The organism is Kitasatospora sp. NPDC093806 (genome assembly GCF_040683335.1).
Classification (GTDB): Bacteria; Actinomycetota; Actinomycetes; order Streptomycetales; family Streptomycetaceae; genus Kitasatospora.
On the sequence record NZ_JBFBDO010000004.1, the window covers coordinates 64,762 to 83,504 of the forward strand.

The following is an 18,743-nucleotide window of genomic DNA, read 5'->3' on the forward strand; positions in this document are numbered from 1 at the left end:
TCGTGTGGCGTCCCCCATTGTGGTGCAACGCGCGAACGGCGCGGATGTGTCCGCGCGGACGGGGCGTTCGCCAGGGGCGGAAGAGGGGCGCTGGCCGGGACTGTCGGCGGGAGGGTCCACAATGGGGGCGCCGAGCCCTGTCGACCCACCCGCCGACAGCCCCGGCGACGGCAGCACCGCCGACAGCGCAGACGACAAGCGCAGACGAGACGCAAGCGAGACGTAAGGGAGCCCCGCCGCGATGGCCCGCCGCAGTTCGCAGACCCCGCCCCCCGGAGACTTCGAGGAGCGCATCCTCGACGTCGACGTCGTGGACGAGATGCAGGGCTCGTTCCTCGAGTACGCCTACTCCGTCATCTACTCCCGCGCCCTCCCGGACGCCCGGGACGGCCTCAAGCCGGTGCACCGCCGCATCCTGTACCAGGCCAACGAGATGGGCCTGCGCCCGGAGCGCGGCCACGTCAAGTGCGCCCGCCTGGTCGGCGAGGTGATGGGCCGGCTGCACCCGCACGGGGACGCCTCCATCTACGACTCCGTCGTCCGCATGGCGCAGCCGTTCTCGATGCGGCTGCCGCTGATCGACGGCCACGGCAACTTCGGCTCGCTCGGCAACGACGACCCGCCGGCCGCGATGCGCTACACCGAGTCCCGGCTCACCGCCGCCTCGATGGCCATGGTCGAGTCGATCCACGAGGAGACCGTCGACTTCGGGCCCAACTACGACGGCAGCGAGCAGGAGCCGCTCGCGCTGCCGGCCGCGTTCCCCAACCTGCTGGTCAACGGCGCCACCGGGATCGCCGTCGGCATGGCCACCAACATGCCGCCGCACAACCTCTCCGAGGTCGTCGCCGCCGCCCGGCACCTGATCAAGCACCCCAACGCCGACCTCGACACCCTGATGCGGTTCGTCCCCGGCCCGGACCTGCCCACCGGCGGCCGGATCGTCGGCCTGTCCGGCATCCGGGACGCCTACGAGTCCGGCCGCGGCACCTTCAAGATCCGTGCCACCACGACGGTCGAGGCGGTCACCGCCCGCCGCAAGGGCATCGTGGTCACCGAGCTGCCGTACAACGTCGGCCCCGAGAAGGTCATCGCCAAGATCAAGGACCTGGTCAACGCGAAGAAGCTCCAGGGCATCGCGGACGTCAAGGACCTCACCGACCGCGAGCACGGCCTGCGCCTCGTCATCGAGGTCAAGAACGGCTTCGTCCCCGAGGCCCTGCTGGAGCAGCTCTACAAGCTGACGCCGATGGAGGAGACCTTCGGCATCAACAACGTGGCGCTGGTCGACGGCCAGCCGCTCACCCTCGGCCTCAAGGAGCTGCTGGAGGTCTACGTCGACCACCGCTTCGAGGTGGTCCGCCGGCGCAGCGACTTCCGCCGCCGCAAGCGGCAGGAGCGGCTGCACCTGGTCGAGGGCCTGCTGGTCGCGCTCGTCGACATCGACGAGGTCATCGCGATCATCCGGTCCAGCGACAACGCCGCCCAGGCCAAGGAGCGCCTGATCGAGCGCTTCTCGCTGTCCGAGACGCAGACCGCGTACATCCTCGACACCCCGCTGCGCCGGCTCACCCGCTTCGACCGGGTCGAGCTGGAGCAGGAGCAGGCCAAGCTCAACTCGGAGATCGCCGAGCTCACCGAGATCCTGGAGTCCGACTCCCGGCTGCGCAGCGTGGTCTCCGGCGAACTCGGCGCCGTCGCCAAGCAGTTCGGCACCGAGCGGCGCACCGTCCTGCTGGAGGCCGGCGCCGCGCCGGCCGCCTCGCTGGCCGTCCCGCTGGAGGTCGCCGACGACCCGTGCCGGGTGCTGCTCTCCTCCACCGGGCTGCTCGCCCGGACCGCCGACGGCGAGCCGTTCGAGCTCTCCGAGAAGCGCGCCAAGCACGACGTGATCGTCTCCGCGGTGCCGACCACCGCCCGGGCCGACGTCGGCGTGGTCACCTCGGCCGGCCGGGTGCTGCGCCTGCCGGTCATCGACCTGCCCGCGCTGCCGCCCACCCCCTCGCCGACGCTGGCCGGCGGGGCCGCCGCCACCGAGTTCCTCCGCCTGGAGACCGGCGAGAAGGTCCTCGCGCTGACCACCCTGGACGAGTCCTCCCCCGGCCTGGCGCTGGGCACCGTGCAGGGCGTGGTCAAGCGGGTCGTCCCCGAATGGCCCGCCAACAAGGACGAGTTCGAGGTGATCGCGCTCAAGGACGGCGACGAGGTGATCGGCGCGGTCGAGCTGCGCACCGGCGAGGAGGACCTGGTCTTCATCGCCTCCGACGCCCAGCTGCTGCGCTACCCGGCCGGCCAGGTCCGGCCGCAGGGCCGCCCGGCCGGCGGCATGGCCGGCATCAAGCTGTCCGACGGTGCCCGGGTGCTCTCCTTCACCGCCGTCGACCCGGCGGTCGACGCGGTGGTCGTCTCGGTCGCCGGCAGCTCCGGCACGCTCACCGGCGAGGACCAGTCCAGCTGGAAGGTCACCCCGTTCGAGCAGTACCCGCGCAAGGGCCGGGCCACCGGCGGCGTCCGCTGCCAGCGCTTCCTGCGCGGCGAGGACGCGCTGGCCTTCGCCTGGGCCGGGCCCGCCCCCGCCCACGCCACCACCGCCAAGGGCGCCCCGGTCGACCTCCCCGACCGCGACCCCCGCCGCGACGGCTCCGGCACCCCGGTCACCACCCCGATCGCCGCCGTCGCCGGCCCGGCGTAACACCCGCACACCCCCGGAGGGGCGCCGGACCACGCGTCCGGCGCCCCTCCCCCGTTCCCACCCCACCCCGGCCGGCCCCCGCCCACCGGTCCCGCCCCTGGTCCGAGCGGCCCACGCCCCCCGGCCACCCGGACCACAAGCCACCCCCACTCGCCAGCGGCCGCGCCCCGCTCCGCCGGCCAAGCGACCACCGACCCCACCCGAACACGGCCGCGCCCCTGCCACCCGGCGGCCACCCGTGCCACCTCGCAGCCCCGCCCACCGACCGCGCCACCAACCCCGCCCGCCCCGCGTCGCTCCCCCGGGCCTCCGGTGGGGGGCAAGGGTAGCCTTACCGGCGTGAGCACCTGTGCGACTCTGTCGCGTGAACTGTCGGAGCCGTTGGCCGCCACCGCGGCGACCGCCACCACCTGGCTGCTGGTCGAACAGAACGGCCCCTGGGGAGCGAAGGCACTCGGCGAGAGCCACCTCGACCCGGCGGTCGGCCGCGCGCTGGACGCCGCGACGGCCGGGACCGGCGTGCGGGTGGCGCTGATCCGGCGCCCCGGCCGGCACGCGGACTGCCTGCCGACCCCGCGGCACGAGGTCGTGATCGCGCACACCGTGCCCGCCCCGGGCCGCGCCTGGGTGCGCCGTTCCCAGGTGTCCGACCCGGCCGAGCTGCTCTCCCTGGACTTCGCCGCACTGGGCGCCGGCGACCACGGCGGCTTCGGCGCGCCGCACGTCGGCGGCCCGATCGCCCTGGTGTGTACCAACGGCCGCCGGGACCGCTGCTGCGCGCTGCTGGGCCGCCCGTTGGCCGCCGAGCTGGCGGCGGCCGGGCACAGCGAGGTGTGGGAGGTGACCCACCTGGGCGGCCACCGCTTCTCGCCGACCATGCTGGTGCTGCCGTTCGGCTACGCGTACGGGCGGCTGACGGCCGAGTCGGCCAAGGAGGTGCTGGCCGCGACCGCGGTGGGCCGGATGGTGCCCGAGTGGTCGCGCGGCTGCTCCGGCTGGGAGCGCCCGGGCCAGGCGGCCGACCAGGCGGTGCGGCTGGCCACCGGCGAGACCCGGGCGGCGGCGCTGTCGCTGGAGCAGGCCCCGGACGGGCCGGGCCGCTGGCTGGTGACGGTCCGGCACGAGGACGGCCGGTGCTGGGAGGTCGAGGTGGTCGAGGGCGTGAGCGAGCCGCCCCGCGCGGAGAGCTGCGGAAAGGCGGCGGCCACGCCGTCCCGGATGGACGTCGTGGCCGTTCGGCAGCGCTGACCTGCGGCCCCGCGCCCGTGGGGGTGGGCGCGGGACCGCCGGTCCCCCGGTTCACCCCTTGGCGGCGGCCTTGGCGACGAACTCGGTGGTGTAGGTGCGGGCGAGGTCGATCGTCCCCTCCTTGCCCTTGACGTCCGGGTGGAACGCGGCGAGCACGGCGAGCACGGTCTTCGGCCCGTCGGCGGGCATCACCCCGTCGGTGGTGAACATCGGCAGGGTGGCCTTGATGGCCGCCGCGTACTGCTCGGCGCCGCCCTGCGCGTAGTCGGCGGGCATCTTGCCGGCGATCTCCTCCGGGCTGTGGGTGGACATCCACTTGAGCGTCTTCACGAAGGCGTCGGCGAGCTTCTGGGTGGTCTCCTTGTTCTTCTCGACCCACTCGGTGTTCATGTACAGCGAGGAGGACGGGTAGAGCCCGCCGAGCGCGGCGCGCGAGCCCTCGGGGGTGCGCATGTCGTAGAGGATCTTGCCGAGGCCCTTGTCCAGGATGTTGGCGACGGTCGGGTCGGTGGTCATGCCGGCGTCGATGGAACCCTGCTGGAGCGCGGCGATGAAGGTCTGTCCGGCGCCGACCGCGATCGGGCTGAACTCGCTGACGGCGGTGCCGTTCTTGACCGCCAGGTACTTGGTGAGGAAGTCGGTGGAGGAGCCGATGCTGGTGACGCCGAGCTTCTTGCCCTTGAAGTCGGCGCCCGAGGTGATGGCGTCGGCCTGCTTGGTGGAGACGATCTCCACCTCGCCGGGGGCCTGCGAGAACTGCACCACGGACTGCACGTTCTTGCCCTTGGCCTGCAGGTCGATGGTGTGGTCGTAGAAGCCGACGGCGCCCTGGACGTCGCCGGCCAGCAGCGCGGTGGTGGCGTTGACGCCGGCGGGCTCGCTCATCAGCTCGACGTTGACGCCGGCCTCGGCGAAGAAGCCGAGCCGCTGGGTGAGCATCGCGGGCAGGTAGATGACCTTGTCCAGGCCGCCGACCATGATCTTGACCTTGGGCCCGTCCACCTTCTGCCCGGCCGGGACGGCGGCGCTGTGGGTGGTGGACGCGGCGTCGTTGGCGCAGGCGGCGAGCGGCAGGAGCAGGACGGCGGCGAGGGCGGCGGCGACGGATCGGCGCATGGGTGGGGTGCCTCTCTGGACGGAACGGGGCGGGACGAGCGGGGGGTGGGGGGGTGGGGGAAGGCAGTGGGGGTCAGCGGCCGTCGCCGGACTCGGCCGGCTTCCAGCGGAACAGCTTCTTCTCGGCGAAGGTCAGCAGCCCCTCGGTGAGCAGTGCGACAACCGCGAGGATGGTCATGGCCGCGTACACGCCGGCCGCGTTGAAGGTGCCCTGGGCGGCCGCGACCAGCAGGCCGAGGCCCTTGGTGGCGCCGATGTACTCGCCGACGATCGCGCCGATCAGCGCGAAGCCGAAGCTGACGTGCAGGCTGGTGAAGATCCAGGTGGTGGCGGCCGGGATGACCACCTGGAGGGTGACCCGGCGGTTGTCGGCGCCGAGGATGCGGGCGTTGGCGACGAGGTTGCGGTCGACCTCGCGGGCGCCCTGGAAGGCGTTGAAGAAGACCGGGAAGAAGACCAGGACCACCGCCGAGGCCACCTTGGAGGCCGGGCCGAGGCCGAACCAGATCAGGAAGATCGGGGCCAGCACGATCCGCGGGATCGCGTTCAGCACCTTGATGTACGGCCCGAACACATCGGCCAGGAAGCGGATCCGGCCGAGCGCGATGCCGAGCAGCACACCGCCGGTGACGCCGATCACCCAGCCGGTGAGCGCCTCGTACAGGGTGTAGCCGATCTGCTCGCCGAGCGAGCCCTGCGCGGTGCCGTGGGTGGTCCACTGCCAGATCTGCGCCCAGATCCGGGACGGCTGGGAGAAGTTGAACGGGTCGATGACGTCGGTCCGGGCGCACAGCTCCCAGAGCCCGAGGAAGGCCACGAGCACGGCGACGCGGGCCCCGTACACCCGCAACCGCCGGTTCCGGGCGGCCCGTTCGCGGGCCTCGGTCCGTCCGCCGGCGGGCGCCGCCGGGGGTGCGCCGGCGGCCGGGGCGGTCCGGGCGTTCTGAGCGGTCTCAAGCGGCACGACCCGCTCCTCTCTCACGGGTGATGCGCACCTCTTCGCCGAGCGAGGCCCAGATCTCGCGGTACAGCTCGACGAACCTCGGCTCCAGCCGGACGGCCTCCACGGTGCGCGGACGCGGCAGGTCGACGGTGAAGACCTCCTTGACGGTGGCCGGTCCGGCCGTCATCACGACCACCCGGTCGGCGAGCGCGATCGCCTCGTCCAGGTCGTGGGTGACGAAGACGACCGAGGAGCCGGTACCGGCCCACAGCTCCAGCAGCTGGTCCGACATCAGGGCCCGGGTCTGCACGTCGAGCGCCGAGAACGGCTCGTCCATCAACAGGATCTTCGGGTCGTTGACGAAGGTCTGGGCGAGCGCGACGCGCTTGCGCATGCCGCCGGAGAGCTGGTGCGGGTAGCGGTCCTCGAAGGCGCCGAGGCCGACCCGGGCGAGCCAGTCCCGGGCCCGCTCGCGCGCCTCGGCGGCCGGGACGCCGCGGAACCGCGGGCCGGCCATCACGTTGGACAGCACCGTCCGCCAGGGGAAGACGGCGTCCTGCTGGAAGACGAACCCGACCCGCGGGTCGATCCCGCGGACCGGCTCGCCGTACACCCGGACGTCGCCCTCGGTGGGCTCCTCCAGGCCGCTGACCAGCGTCAGCGTGGTCGACTTGCCGCAGCCGGTGGGGCCGACGACGGCGACGAACTCACCTTGCGCGACGGTCAGGTCGAGGTCGCGGACGGCGGTGTGCAGGGCTCCGGACGGGGTGCGGAACCGCTTGGTCGCGGCGGTCAGCTCGATCGCCGCGGTCGCCACCTCCCCGCCCGCCACCGGGCTCGGTGCCGGGGTTGTGCTCATGTGACCTCCCGGGTCAGTGCTTGCCCCGGGAGGCTAGGAGCGCGGGGCGCGGCGGCGGGAGGCTTCTCGGCGTACTGCGGGTTCTCCGCGTTGAGGGCTGTTCTGCTCGTTTTGCTTCCGCTACAACAACGGGGACGCGGCTGACAGAAACAGGTCGGAAACATAAGGTGTCCCAACCACGGGGGGTGTCCGGGCCGCGGCGAACACAGCGCCACGGAGTGCCACGGAGCGGCACAAAGCGGCAGAGCGCCGCAGCCGAGCGCCACAGGAGAGGAGACCCCCGATGAGGCAGCCCCGCCGTCCGCGCCGGGTCTTCGCCCAGCTGCTGCTGAGCCAGACCGTGGTCACCGTGGGCGTCACCGTGGTCACCGCCGGCCTGTTCCTGGCCCCGGTCAGCTCCGAGCTGGACCACGACGCGATGCAGCGCGCGCTGTCGATCGCCCAGGCCACCGCGAGCGACGAGACGATCGCCCGGGCCGCCTGGGCCCGTGACTCGGCCGCCGCGCAGCGCGACGCCGAGCAGATCCGGCTGGCCACCGGCGCCAGCTTCGTGGTGGTCACCGACGCCGACGGCATCCGGCTCTCGCACACCGACCCGGGCCGGATCGGCCAGCGGGTGTCCACCGACCCGGAGCCGGCGCTGAGCGGCCGCAGCGTGACCGCGATCCAGCAGGGCACGCTGGGCCGCACCGCCCGCGGCAAGGTGCCGCTGCGGCTGGCCGACGGCACGATCGTCGGCGAGGTGTCGGTCGGCATCAGCGACGACTCGATCCGCCGCCGGCTGCTCAAGATGCTCACCGGCATCCTGCTCTGCGCGGGCGCCGGACTCGCCGCCGGCACCGTCGCCACCCTGGTGCTGGCCCGGCGGCTGAAGCGGCGCACCCACAACATCGCGCTGGCCGACATCTCGGCGCTGCTGGTCGAGCGCGAGGCGATGCTGCACGGCATCCGCGAGGGCATGGTCGCGCTGGACGAGCGCGGCCGGATCCGGCTCGCCAACGACGAGGCGGTCCGGCTGCTCGGCCTGCCCGCCGACGAGGAGCACACCGGCCGCCCGATCGACGACGTGCTGCCGCCCGGCCGGCTGGCCGACGTGCTGACCGGCCGGCTCACCGGCGCCGACCTGCCCGCCGTCCGGGACGACCGGGTGCTGGTGGTCAACCGGATGGCGACGGCCGAGGGCGGCGCGGTGGTCACCCTGCGCGACCGGACCGAGCTGGAGTCGCTGGTCCGCGAGCTCGACACCACCCGCGGCCTCACCGAGGCGCTGCGCGCCCAGGACCACGAGCACGCCAACCGGATGCACACCCTGCTCGGGCTGCTGGAGCTCGGCCGCCACGAGCAGGCGGTGGCGTTCATCTCCGAGCAGTCCGGCTCGCACGCGGCGGTCGCCGCCCGGATCGCCGAGCAGGTCCAGGACCCGCACGTGGCCGCGCTGCTCGCGGGCAAGACGGCGGTGGCCGGCGAGCGCGGCGTCCGGCTGCGGATCTCCCCGGCCACCCACCTGCCGGACGCCGTGGTGGACGCCCGGGCGCTGCTGACCGTCCTCGGCAACCTGGTCGACAACGCGCTGGACGCGCTCGCCCCGACGGGCGGCGGACGGCTGGAGGTCACCCTGCTGGCGGTCGGCGGCACACTGCTGGTCGAGGTCGCCGACAGCGGGCCGGGCGTTCCGCCGGAGCTGCGCGAACGGGTCTTCGAGGAGGGCTGGACCAGCAAGGAGGCACCCGCGCACCGGCCGCGCGGGCTGGGCCTGGCGATGGTCCGGCGGCTGGTCGAGCGCACCGGCGGCCGGATCGTGCTCGACACCGGCCCGCTCGGCGGCGCCCGCTTCACCGTCGAACTCCCCGAAGCCCTGCACACCCCGGCCGACGGCGTCGCCCCCGTCCCCGACACCCCCACCTCCGCAGCCGCTCCCGCCCCCGGAGCCCCCACCCCCCTCGTGGAGGCGTGATGATCGACGTACTCGTGGTGGACGACGACTTCCGGGTCGCCGACGTCCACGCCGCCTACGTGGCCCGGGTCCCCGGCTTCCGGGTCACCGGCACCGCGCACTCCGCCGCCGAGGCCCTCGCCGCCCTGGAACGCCGCCCGGTGGACCTGCTGCTGCTCGACCACCACCTCCCCGACGAGACCGGCCTCGCCCTGGTCCGCCGGCTGCGCGGGCTCGACGTCGGCTGCGACGTGATGATGGTGACCGCCGCCCGCGACGTCTCCACGGTGCACGCCGCGATGCAGCACGGCGCCCTGCAGTACCTGGTCAAGCCGTTCACCTTCGCCGGACTCCGCGACAAGCTGGTCGCCTACGGCCAGCTGCGCCACGCGCTGGCCGGCCCCGCCGCCCGGGAGGCCGGCCAGGACGAGGTGGACCGCCTGTTCGCCACCCTGCGCAGCGCCGCCGCGCCGGCCGCCAGCCTGCCCAAGGGCCACTCCGCGCCCACCACGGACCTGGTCCTCGGGGTGCTGCGCCGGGCCGGCCGGCCGCTCTCCGCCCAGGAGGTCGCCGACGCCACCGGGCTCAGCCGGTCCACCGCGCAGCGCTACCTCAAGCAGCTGGAGCGGGACAGCCGGCTGCGCCTCACCCTGCGGTACGGCGACACCGGCCGCCCGGAGCACCGCTACGGCCTGGCCGCACGCGGCTGACCGATGCTACCGAACGGACCGACGAAACGGACGACCCCCGACGGGGCCCCCGTCGGGGGTCGTCCGGTCCCGCGTCCCGCGGGTCCGCCGTGCCTAGGCCGCACCGGCCCCGGTCAGCGCGCGGACCTCCAGCTCCGCGTACCGGTCCGGGTCGGCCGGCTCGGCGGAGGTGAGGGTGCCGATCCAGCCGGCCAGGAAGCCGAGCGGGATGGAGACGATGCCCGGGTTCTCCAGCGGGAACCAGTGGAAGTCGACACCGGGGAACAGCGCCACCTTGGTCCCGGAGACCACCGGGGAGAAGGCCACCAGCACCACCGCCGGGATCAGCCCGCCGTACACCGACCAGACCGCGCCACGGGCGGTGAACCGCTGCCAGAACAGGCTGTAGAGCAGCACCGGCAGGTTGGCCGAGGCCGCGACGGCGAAGGCCAGGCCGACCAGGAAGGCGACGTTGAGCTGCTGGGCGAACAGGCTCAGGACGATCGCCACCGCCCCGATCCCGACCGCCGCGACCCGTGCGACGCCGACCTCCTCGCGTTCCGCGACCGCGCCCACCGGGGCGTCGTCCACCGGGACCGGTACCGCTTCCGCCGCCGTCCCGCCGCCCGCCCGGCGGGAGGCCGGGACGACGGCCCGCCGTCCGCGCGCGCCCCGTCCGCCGCGGACGCCCCGGCCGGCCCCCGAGCGGCGCGGCCGGCCCCGCCAGGCACCCGCCCAGATGTCGTGGGCGAACGCCGCCGAGGAGGCCAGCGTCAGCCCGGCGACCACGGCGAGGATGGTGGCGAAGGCGATCGCCGAGATCAGCGCGAACAGCACCACCCCGCCGGTGGAGCCGTTGCCGCCGCCGAGCACCAGGGCCAGCAGCGGGACGGCCGTGTTGCCCGCCGCGTTGGCGTGTCGCACCTCGGCCGAGCCGACCAGCGCGGTGGCACCGAGCCCGAGCGCGATGGCCATCAGGTAGAACCCGCCGACCAGCCCGATCGCCCACATGGTGGAGCGCCGGGCGGCCCGCGCGGTGGGCACCGTGTAGAAGCGGGACAGGATGTGCGGCAGCCCCGCGGTGCCCAGCACCAGGGCGAGGCCGAGGCTGAAGAAGTCCAGCCGGCTGGTGAAGGTCGCGCCGTACTTGAGCCCGGGTTCCAGGTACCGCCGCCCGGCGCCGCTGTGCTGGGCGGCCTGCCGCATCAGCTCGCCGATGTCGCCGTGGAAGCGGACCAGCAGCAGCACGGTCAGCAGCACCGAGCCGACGATCAGCAGGAACGCCTTGACGATCTGGATCCAGGTGGTGGCCCGCATCCCGCCGACCGTGACGTAGACGATCATCAGACCGCCCACCGCGACGATGGTCCAGGTCCGGGCCTGGGCGCTGTTGGTCCCGAGCAGCAGCGCGACCAGGCTGCCCGCGCCGACCATCTGCGCGACCAGGTAGAACAGCGTGACGACCACGCTGGCGCCGCCCGCCGCCGCCCGGACCTTGCGCCGGCGCAACCGCAGCGCCAGCACGTCGGCCAGGGTGTACCGGCCGGCGTTCCGGACCAGTTCGGCGACCAGCATCAGCACCACCAGCCAGGCGACCAGGAAGCCGATGCTGTAGAGCACGCCGTCGTAGCCGTACAGCGCGATCAGCCCGGCGACCCCGAGGAAGGAGGCGGCGGAGAGGTAGTCCCCGGAGAGCGCGAAACCGTTCTGCAGCGGGGTGAAGTCCCGGCCGCCGGCGTAGAAGTCCTCGGCGGCGCTGCCGCGGCGGCCGGCCAGGAAGGTGATCGCCAGGGTGACCACGACGATGACGGCGAACAGCACGACGGCCAGGTCGTGGTGGTCCCCGGCGGGGGCGACGGGGGGCGGGGTGGCGGCCCTCATCGGAGCTGGTCCTGGGTGTCCCAGCGCAGCGACAGGGCGGCCCGGTCGCGCTTGGTGCGGGCGTTGCGGGCGTACAGCCAGGTCAGCAGGAAGGTGCTGGCGAACTGCAGCAGGCCGAGCAGCCAGGCGACGTTCACCGGGCCGGCGACCGGGCTGCGCATCAGTCCGGGCGCCGCCGCCTGGGCGGCCACGTACAGCAGGTACCAGGCGAGGAAGACGCCGCTGACCGGGAAGACGAAGGACCGGTAGCTGTGGCGGATCTGCTGGAAGGCGAGGCTGCGCTGGACGGAGCGGTAGACCTCCGTGCTGCCGTCGGCCTCGGCGGCCGGGGCGGGTGCGGACGCGGGCGCCGGCGTCCACCAGTCCGACTGCCGTCCCGGATCGGCATTTCTCGTCTGCTGTTGTGGCACGGCTGCTCCTGGACCGGGGGGTTGTGACCCGAACCATCATGGCGGCGTCCCAACTCCCCAAACTCCCAACGCAGATACGTTCACTCGATGAGGTGATCGATGATCCGACAGACGCTCATCCGACTACTGCGACGACCCGGTGATTCCGTTTCGGAAGGCGTACGCGACCGCTTGCGCCCGGTCCCGCACGCCGGTCTTGGCGAACAGGTTGTTGATGTGGGTCTTCACGGTGGCCGGACTGACGAACAGCCGCCGGGCGATCTCGGTGTTGGACAGCCCCTCCGCGATCAGCCCGAGCACCTCCGCCTCGCGCAGGGTCAGCCCGTCCGGCGGTTCCGCCCCGCGCCGCTCCACCGGCGGCCCGTCCCCCGGCGCGACCGCCCCCGAGGAGGTCGTCCCCGACGGGCTCGCCACCGGCGGGGCCACAGCCGACGTGATCCCGGCCGCCCCCTCCCCCGCCAGCCGCTCCAGCAGCCGCAGCTGTACCTGCGGCGAGAGCCCGGCCGCCCCCGAGCGGACGTCCGCGATCGCCCGGGCGATCTCCTCGGCCCCGGCGTCCTTGGTCAGGTAGCCGCGCGCCCCCGCCCGCAGCGCCGGGAACAGCGAGTCGTCGTCGGCGTACGTGGTGAGCACCACGACCTCGGTCCCCGGGTGCGCGGCGCGGATCCGCCGGGTCGCCTCGACGCCGTCGCAGCGCGGCATCCGCAGGTCCATCAGCACCACGTCCGGGTGGTGCCGCCCGACCAGGGCGACGGCCTCCTCGCCGTCCGCCGCCGAGCCGACCACCTCGATCCCGGGCAGCAGTCCGAGCAGCATCACGATGCCCTCGCGGACCACCGTCTGGTCGTCCGCGACCACCACCCTGGTGACCGCCGCGCCCGTCGGATCGGCTCCCCCCGTCGGATCGGCTCCCGCCGTCGGGTCTCCTCCCCCCGTCATGCCGGCACCCGCAGCAACACGCGCCATCCTCCCTCGTGGGGGCCCGCCAGCAGGGTGCCGCCGAGCAGTTCCGCGCGTTCGCGCATCCCGAGCAGACCGTACCCGGCGCCGCTGTCCGCCAGCTCCCCCGGCGCCGCCGCCGCACGCGCCGGGCGCTCGTCCCGCACCTCCAGCTCGACCTCCCCGGGCAGGTAGCGCAGCTCGACCGTGCAGCGTGCGCCGGGGGCGTGCTTGCGGACGTTGGTCAGCGCCTCCTGCGCCGTGCGCCGGACCGCGAGCCCCGCTTCCGCGCCCAGCGGACGCGGCGTGCCGGTCACCCCGAACGCCGCCCGCTCCCGCCCGGTCAGCTCCACCAGGTACTCGCCGACCGGGGTGAACTCGCCGCGCAGCGCGGACAGCGCCTGCCGGGTCTCGGCCAGACCGTCCCGGGCCATCCGCCGGGCGGCCACCACCCGCTCGCGGACCTGCTCCCGGTCGGTGCCGGCGTCCAGCATCAGCCGGGCCGCCTCCAGGTGGACCAGCTGGGCGGAGAGGCTGTGCGCCAGCACGTCGTGGATCTCCCGGGCGATCCGGGCCCGTTCGGCGAGCGCGGCGCTCTCCGCCTCGGCGGCCCGGGCGGCCCGTTCCTGGGCGAGCAGCCGCCGCGCGGTGCCGCGCGCCTCGATGTCCAGCCGGAGCAGGTAGCCGAGCAGGAAGATCCCGCCGACCGTGGCCGTGATGCTCAGCCAGCCCGCCCAGCTGACCGCGGCGTACGAGCCGAGCGAGGCCGCCGCGGCGAGCAGCGCCGGGGCGAGCGGCAGCCGGATCAGCGCGGTCACCGCCAGCCCGTACCAGAGCACGTCGGCGAGCAGCACGGCCTGCCCCTGGTTGGCCAGCCAGGCGGCCGCGAACACGGCGGTGGCCAGGCCGTACGCGGCGAGCGGCCGCTGCTCCCGGCTGGCGTGCAGGTAGCCGGCGCTGAGGCCGACCGCCGCGACCAGTCCGGCGACGGCGGCCACCACCGCCCAGCCGGCGTACTTGCCGCCGGAGAACGTCCCCCAGGTGACGGTGACCACCAGGACGGCCCGGCCGATCCCGGTGAGGATCCGCCGCGGCCGGCTCTCGGCGTCGCGCTCCAGCCCCTCCCGGGACGGCCAGCGGGTCCAGTACCAGTCGGCCACGGGCGGGCTCCTCCGATTCGCGGTGTGTCGAGTACTCGCTGTGTGTTCGGTACTCGCGGTGTGTTCGGGATTCGCCGAGTGCTCAGGACTCTCGGCGTGCTCAGGGCTCGCGGCCCGCTCAGGACAGCGGGGCGGCCCGGTCCGGGGCCTCCAGGGCCCGCGCCCTCCAGTTCACCACGAGCCAGCGGGTCAGCAGCAGGACGGCGAGGCCGAGCAGCAGCGTGCTGGTCGACTGGTGGAGGTGGAGGGCGACGCCGGTCTCGTACAGGCCGATCCTGATGGCGATCATCCCGCCCCAGGCGGCCAGCGTGGCCTTGGTCCCCTTGGCCCAGAGCGCGCCGTCCGCTTCCCGCCAGATCCGGACGGTCCAGCCCCAGACCGAACCCATCGCGAGCACCGCGACCAGTCCGACCGCCAGCAGGCAGACCGACCAGCCGGTGTCCTGGCGGTCGATCAGTTCCGGGTCCCGCAGCGCGATCGCGCCGAGGACCAACGGCAGCACCCAGAAGCGGCGGTCGCCGTCCATCCGCTGGGCGCGCATCTGGCGCCGCAGCACCACGGCCATCACGAGGACCACCAGAACGACATTGACCAGGGCAGACATGCGGACTTCTCCGTCCCGACGGGAGGCTTCGACTGACCTCTCCGACGCTACGGATCCGGCCCCGCCGGGGGATCGGAGCCGGGGTGGACCCCGGGTGGACCGGCACGGCGAGGGCCCTCCACCCGGGGGTGGAGGGCCCTGTCCGAACGGGGGCGGCCGGGCCGCCGGGTCAGGCGTCGATGCGCGAGCGGTCCAGGGTGGCCGCCGAGTCCACGATGAACTCCTTGCGCGGCGCGACGTCGTTGCCCATCAGCAGGTCGAAGATCCGCTCGGCCTGCTCCAGGTCGCCCAGGTTGATCCGGCGCAGGGTCCGGTGGCGCGGGTCCATGGTGGTCTCGGCCAGCTGGTCGGCGTCCATCTCGCCGAGGCCCTTGTACCGCTGGACCGGGTCCTTCCAGCGCAGGCCCTTGCGCTGGAACTCCAGCAGGGTGGAGCGCAGCTCGGCGTCCGAGTAGGTGTAGTGGTACTTCTCCTGGCCGCGCTTGGGGTTGGTGAGCTCGATCCGGTGCAGCGGCGGCACCGCGGCGAAGACCCGGCCCTGCTCGACCATCGGCCGCATGTAGCGCTGGAAGAGCGTCAGCAGCAGGCAGCGGATGTGCGAGCCGTCGACGTCGGCGTCGGCCATGAAGATGACCCGGCCGTAGCGGGCCTGGTCGATGTCGAAGGTGCGGCCCGAGCCGGCCCCTATCACCTGGATGATCGCCGCGCACTCGGTGTTCTTGAGCATGTCGCTCACGGACGCCTTCTGCACGTTGAGGATCTTGCCGCGGATCGGCAGCAGCGCCTGGAACTCGGAGTTGCGGGCCAGCTTGGCGGTGCCGAGCGCGGAGTCCCCCTCGACGATGAAGAGTTCGCTGCGGTCGACGTCGTCGCTGCGGCAGTCGGCCAGCTTGGCCGGCAGCGAGCTGGTCTCCAGCGCGGTCTTCCGGCGCTGGGCCTCCTTGTGCTGCCGGGCGGCGACCCGGGTGCGGGCGGCGGCGACCACCTTCTCCAGCACGGCCCGGGCCTGGACCTTCTCGTCCTTCTTGGCCGAGGTGAGGAAGTTCTTGAGCTCCTTGGCGACGACGGCCGCGACGATCCGGTTGGCCGCCGAGGTGCCGAGCACCTCCTTGGTCTGGCCCTCGAACTGCGGCTCGGCGAGCCGGACGGTGACCACGGCGGTGAGGCCCTCGGTGGCGTCGTCCTTGGTGATGTCGTCCTCGGCGACGCGCAGCAGCTTGCCCGCCCGCAGCGCCTCGTTGACGGTCTTGGCCAGCGAGCGCTCGAAGCCGGTGACGTGGGTGCCGCCCTTGGGGGTGGCGATGATGTTGACGAAGGAGCGCAGCGTGGTGTCGTAGCCGGCGCCCCAGCGCAGCGCGATGTCCACCCCGAGCTGGCGGGTGACCTCGGTGGGCGTCATGTGCCCGAGTTCGTCGAGGACCGGCACGGTCTCCTTGAAGGTGCCCTCGCCGTGCAGCCGCAGCACGTCGCAGATCGGCTTGTCGGGCGCCAGGAACTCGCAGAACTCGGCGATCCCGCCGTCGTAGCGGAAGGTGCTCTCCTCGACCTTCTCGCTCTCGGTGAGCCGCTCGTCACGGACGATGATGGTCAGGCCCGGGACGAGGAAGGCGGTCTGCCGGGCCCGGCTGTGCAGGTGCTCCAGGGAGAGCTTGGCGTCCTTGAGGAAGATCTGCCGGTCGGCCCAGTAGCGGATCCGGGTGCCGGTGCGGTTCTTCGCCACCTTGCGGATCTTGGCCATGCCGTTGGCGGGCTCGAACGGGGCGTCCGGGCTGGACTCGGTGAAGATGCCGGGGGTGCCGCGGCGGAAGCTCATCGCGTGGGTGTGGCCGCTGCGGTCGACCTCGACGTCCAGCCGGGCGGAGAGCGCGTTGACGACGGAGGCGCCGACGCCGTGCAGACCGCCGGAGGCCGCGTAGGAGCCGCCGCCGAACTTGCCGCCGGCGTGCAGCTTGGTCATCACGACCTCGACGCCGGACAGCCCGGTCTTCGGCTCGACGTCCACCGGGATGCCGCGGCCGTTGTCGCGGACCTCGACCGAGGCGTCGTCGTGCAGCACGACCTCGATCCGGTCGCAGTAGCCGCCGAGCGCCTCGTCGACCGAGTTGTCGATGATCTCCCAGAGGCAGTGCATCAGACCGCGGCTGTCGGTGGAGCCGATGTACATGCCGGGGCGCTTGCGGACCGCCTCCAGGCCCTCCAGGACGAGCAGGTGCCGAGCGGTGTAGTTGGAACCGTCGTCGCCGGCCAGCAGAGCGGACGGCACGGTCGTTTCGGCACTCACGCGGCACTCTCCTCGGTGAAGTTCTGTCTCATCGGTCACATCCGGGCGGGTCCGGACCGTCCGCCAGTGCAGCACGCCGCACCGACAGCCGTTACCCCTCTGTGTGCGCACCCCTCCGCTGGGTGCACAGCACGGCGGGCCGGTCCCGCGCAGCTTGTACGCGCTGCGCGAACAAGAGCCGTGCCGGATTCGGGGCGCCGGGGCGCCATCTCCTCCCGGTACCACCGGTCCTGGCGGATCGTGGGACCGGGCGCAGGCTCCGGAACTGCCGTTATGCAGGCTACCGGGGCCCGGGACGGGGCTTATGCTCCAACCCAGCAGAGGATTATGCTACGCGGACTCCGGCACCCGGTTCCGATCGGGCGTTCGAGCGACGGGCGGATCCTGGGATTCGGTACGCATGAACCACCGGCCCCCGGGGCACGTCCTCATCAACACAGCAGAATCCTCAGGGAAGAAAAGCCACGAGCGGGAACGTTTTCGGCCTGGTTGGATGTTGACCCTGGTACGACAGCTCGTCGAGCTAGAGAAGAGGCGACGTGACTACTGTTCTGACCCCTGCGAGCCCGCTCACCGCGGCTGACCGCTGCGACCGCTGCGGCGCCCAGGCCTACCTGCGCGTCGTTCTCGCCAGCGGCGGAGAGCTGCTCTTCTGCGCCCACCACGGCCGGAAGTTCGAGCCCGAGCTCAAGAAGATCGCCGTGGAGATACAGGACGAGAGCGGCCGCCTGGGCGGCACCGCCGCCACGGCCACCGACGACGAGCGCTGATCCCGGGCGCCACGCAGCAGCAACGAGCGTCGAGCTGTGTCCGGTCGCGCACCGCGCGCGACCGGTGAGCCGGGCGGCCGACCCCTCCGGGGGCCGGCCGCCCGGCTCCGACGTTTCTCCCGCCCGACCGCCGTCCCACCGCGGCAGGCCGGGGAGGTTCCGGTGCGAACCGTCCGCTACAGGACGGCGCGCACCGCGTCGGCGACCGCGCCGACCCGGGTGTAGACGCCCGGGTGGGCCGCCTCGGCGCAGCCCGTCCCCCAGGAGACCAGCCCGGCAAGCCGGCCGGCGACCACCAGCGGCCCGCCGCTGTCCCCCTGGCAGGCGTCCTTGCCGCCCCGCTCCTCGGCAGCGCAGACCATGCCCCGGGCGTCGAAGCGGCCGTCCTGGCCGCCCGGGTAGGCCTGCGCACAGGTCTGGTCCGGGATGATCGGCACATCCACCTCGCGGAGCACGGGCGAGTAGTCGCCGCGGCCGGTGGTGTCCCCCCAGCCGTAGACCTGGGCCATGGTCCCGGGCTGGTAGGGCTCGGTCTCCCCCTGGCCGACCAGTCCGATCACCGGCCGGTCCCCCTGGGACTCGGCCAGCGTGAGGACCGCCACATCGTTCATGTTGGTGGCAAAGGAGTAGTCGGGGTGGATCCAGACCGCCTGCACCGGCACCTCGCGGCCGACCGAGCCGTGCAGGTCGTCCCGGCCGATCACGGCCTTCAGGCCCGGCCGGTCGACCCGCTGGCCGCGGCTCTCGTCGTAGAAGCAGTGCGCGGCGGTCACCACCTTGGTCGGGGTGACCAGCGCTCCCCCGCAGAACTGGCCCGAGCGGCCGGAGCCGAACTGCTGGCGGCTGCCCAGCGCCACCACCCACGGGTGGTCGGCGGTGCCGACCACCGTGCCGCCGACGATCCGGCCCTGCGCCAGGGCGGCCGGTGCGGCCGGGCCGAAGGCGAGCAGCGGCGCGGGCAGCGCGGCCAGCAGGAGCAGCGCGGCGGCCCGGGGCCGGCGGCGCGTCGGGGTCGGGGTCGGGGCGGTGGTCGGCGACACCGTGTCTCCAAGGTGGCTCGGCAGCAGGCAACCGGCACAGCGTAGGCGATCGACTACGATGCGCGACCGACTACCGCCGCACCGCCACCCGGACGAGGGACAACGGCCACCCGGACGGTGACGCCCACCCCGCCCGAACAGCCGGAAGGCCCGGAGCGAGAACGCTCCGGGCCTTCCG

At 73.6% G+C, this 18,743-nt stretch carries 15 protein-coding genes; 5 read left to right on the plus strand and 10 right to left on the minus strand.

Annotated features, from left to right (window positions below; all coding sequences use genetic code 11):
- Positions 1-241: 241 nt before the first annotated feature.
- Together AB0N76_RS04800 and AB0N76_RS04805 are read left to right on the plus strand one after the other, a co-directional pair.
- Positions 242-2,692 carry a DNA topoisomerase IV subunit A gene (locus AB0N76_RS04800; protein WP_363553177.1) on the plus strand — a complete coding sequence of 817 codons (2,451 nt, stop codon included), beginning with the start codon at positions 242-244 and terminating at the stop codon, positions 2,690-2,692.
- 339 nt (positions 2,693-3,031) lie between these two features.
- On the plus strand, positions 3,032-3,940 hold the full coding sequence (locus tag AB0N76_RS04805) for a sucrase ferredoxin (protein WP_363553179.1): 909 nt from the start codon (positions 3,032-3,034) through the stop codon (positions 3,938-3,940).
- Positions 3,941-3,991: 51 nt separating this feature from the next.
- Here the strand turns inward: AB0N76_RS04805 and AB0N76_RS04810 are convergent, their stop codons facing one another.
- From AB0N76_RS04810 to AB0N76_RS04820, 3 genes are all read right to left on the minus strand, one after another.
- On the minus strand, positions 3,992-5,056 hold the full coding sequence (locus AB0N76_RS04810) for an ABC transporter substrate-binding protein (RefSeq protein ID WP_363553181.1): 1,065 nt from the start codon (positions 5,054-5,056) through the stop codon (positions 3,992-3,994).
- 73 nt (positions 5,057-5,129) lie between these two features.
- Positions 5,130-6,020: an ABC transporter permease gene (locus AB0N76_RS04815; protein WP_363553183.1), complete on the minus strand. Its 891-nt coding sequence runs from the start codon at positions 6,018-6,020 to the stop codon at positions 5,130-5,132.
- Positions 6,010-6,858 (minus strand): ABC transporter ATP-binding protein, encoded by an 849-nt coding sequence (locus tag AB0N76_RS04820; protein ID WP_363553185.1) that lies wholly within the window; start codon positions 6,856-6,858, stop codon positions 6,010-6,012. The genes AB0N76_RS04815 and AB0N76_RS04820 overlap by 11 nt, the downstream gene beginning before the upstream one ends.
- A 283-nt stretch (positions 6,859-7,141) precedes the next feature.
- On the opposite strand from AB0N76_RS04820, the gene AB0N76_RS04825 reads away from it, so the two are divergent.
- Positions 7,142-8,812: a sensor histidine kinase gene (locus tag AB0N76_RS04825; protein ID WP_363553187.1), complete on the plus strand. Its 1,671-nt coding sequence runs from the start codon at positions 7,142-7,144 to the stop codon at positions 8,810-8,812.
- Positions 8,812-9,501: a response regulator gene (locus tag AB0N76_RS04830; protein ID WP_363553189.1), complete on the plus strand. Its 690-nt coding sequence runs from the start codon at positions 8,812-8,814 to the stop codon at positions 9,499-9,501. Before AB0N76_RS04825 ends, AB0N76_RS04830 begins: the two co-directional genes overlap by 1 nt.
- Before the next feature lie 93 nt (positions 9,502-9,594).
- On the opposite strand, the gene AB0N76_RS04835 is transcribed toward AB0N76_RS04830, so the two are convergent.
- The 6 genes from AB0N76_RS04835 to AB0N76_RS04860 form a co-directional block, all read right to left on the minus strand.
- Positions 9,595-11,361: a cation acetate symporter gene (locus tag AB0N76_RS04835; RefSeq protein WP_363553191.1), complete on the minus strand. Its 1,767-nt coding sequence runs from the start codon at positions 11,359-11,361 to the stop codon at positions 9,595-9,597.
- Entirely contained in the window at positions 11,358-11,771 is a 414-nt protein-coding gene (locus AB0N76_RS04840; protein ID WP_363553193.1) for a DUF485 domain-containing protein, read from the minus strand. The genes AB0N76_RS04835 and AB0N76_RS04840 overlap by 4 nt, the downstream gene beginning before the upstream one ends.
- A 123-nt stretch (positions 11,772-11,894) precedes the next feature.
- The gene (locus AB0N76_RS04845; protein WP_363553195.1) at positions 11,895-12,710 is read right to left on the minus strand and encodes a response regulator transcription factor; all 816 of its coding nucleotides are present in this window, start codon (positions 12,708-12,710) and stop codon (positions 11,895-11,897) included.
- Entirely contained in the window at positions 12,707-13,870 is a 1,164-nt protein-coding gene (locus AB0N76_RS04850) for a histidine kinase (protein ID WP_363553197.1), read from the minus strand. The genes AB0N76_RS04845 and AB0N76_RS04850 overlap by 4 nt, the downstream gene beginning before the upstream one ends.
- Positions 13,871-13,988: 118 nt before the next feature.
- Complete coding sequence (locus AB0N76_RS04855) at positions 13,989-14,474, minus strand: DUF1453 domain-containing protein (RefSeq protein WP_363553199.1); 486 nt, start codon at positions 14,472-14,474, stop codon at positions 13,989-13,991.
- A gap of 169 nt (positions 14,475-14,643) precedes the next feature.
- Positions 14,644-16,755 carry a DNA topoisomerase IV subunit B gene (locus AB0N76_RS04860; protein WP_363553201.1) on the minus strand — a complete coding sequence of 704 codons (2,112 nt, stop codon included), beginning with the start codon at positions 16,753-16,755 and terminating at the stop codon, positions 14,644-14,646.
- Between the two features lie 539 nt (positions 16,756-17,294).
- Between AB0N76_RS04860 and AB0N76_RS04865 the strand changes: the two genes are divergently transcribed.
- Positions 17,295-17,525 (plus strand): hypothetical protein, encoded by a 231-nt coding sequence (locus AB0N76_RS04865; RefSeq protein ID WP_363553203.1) that lies wholly within the window; start codon positions 17,295-17,297, stop codon positions 17,523-17,525.
- A gap of 176 nt (positions 17,526-17,701) precedes the next feature.
- Here the strand turns inward: AB0N76_RS04865 and AB0N76_RS04870 are convergent, their stop codons facing one another.
- The gene (locus tag AB0N76_RS04870) at positions 17,702-18,565 is read right to left on the minus strand and encodes a serine protease (RefSeq protein ID WP_363553205.1); all 864 of its coding nucleotides are present in this window, start codon (positions 18,563-18,565) and stop codon (positions 17,702-17,704) included.
- Between the last annotated feature and the right edge of the window lie 178 nt (positions 18,566-18,743).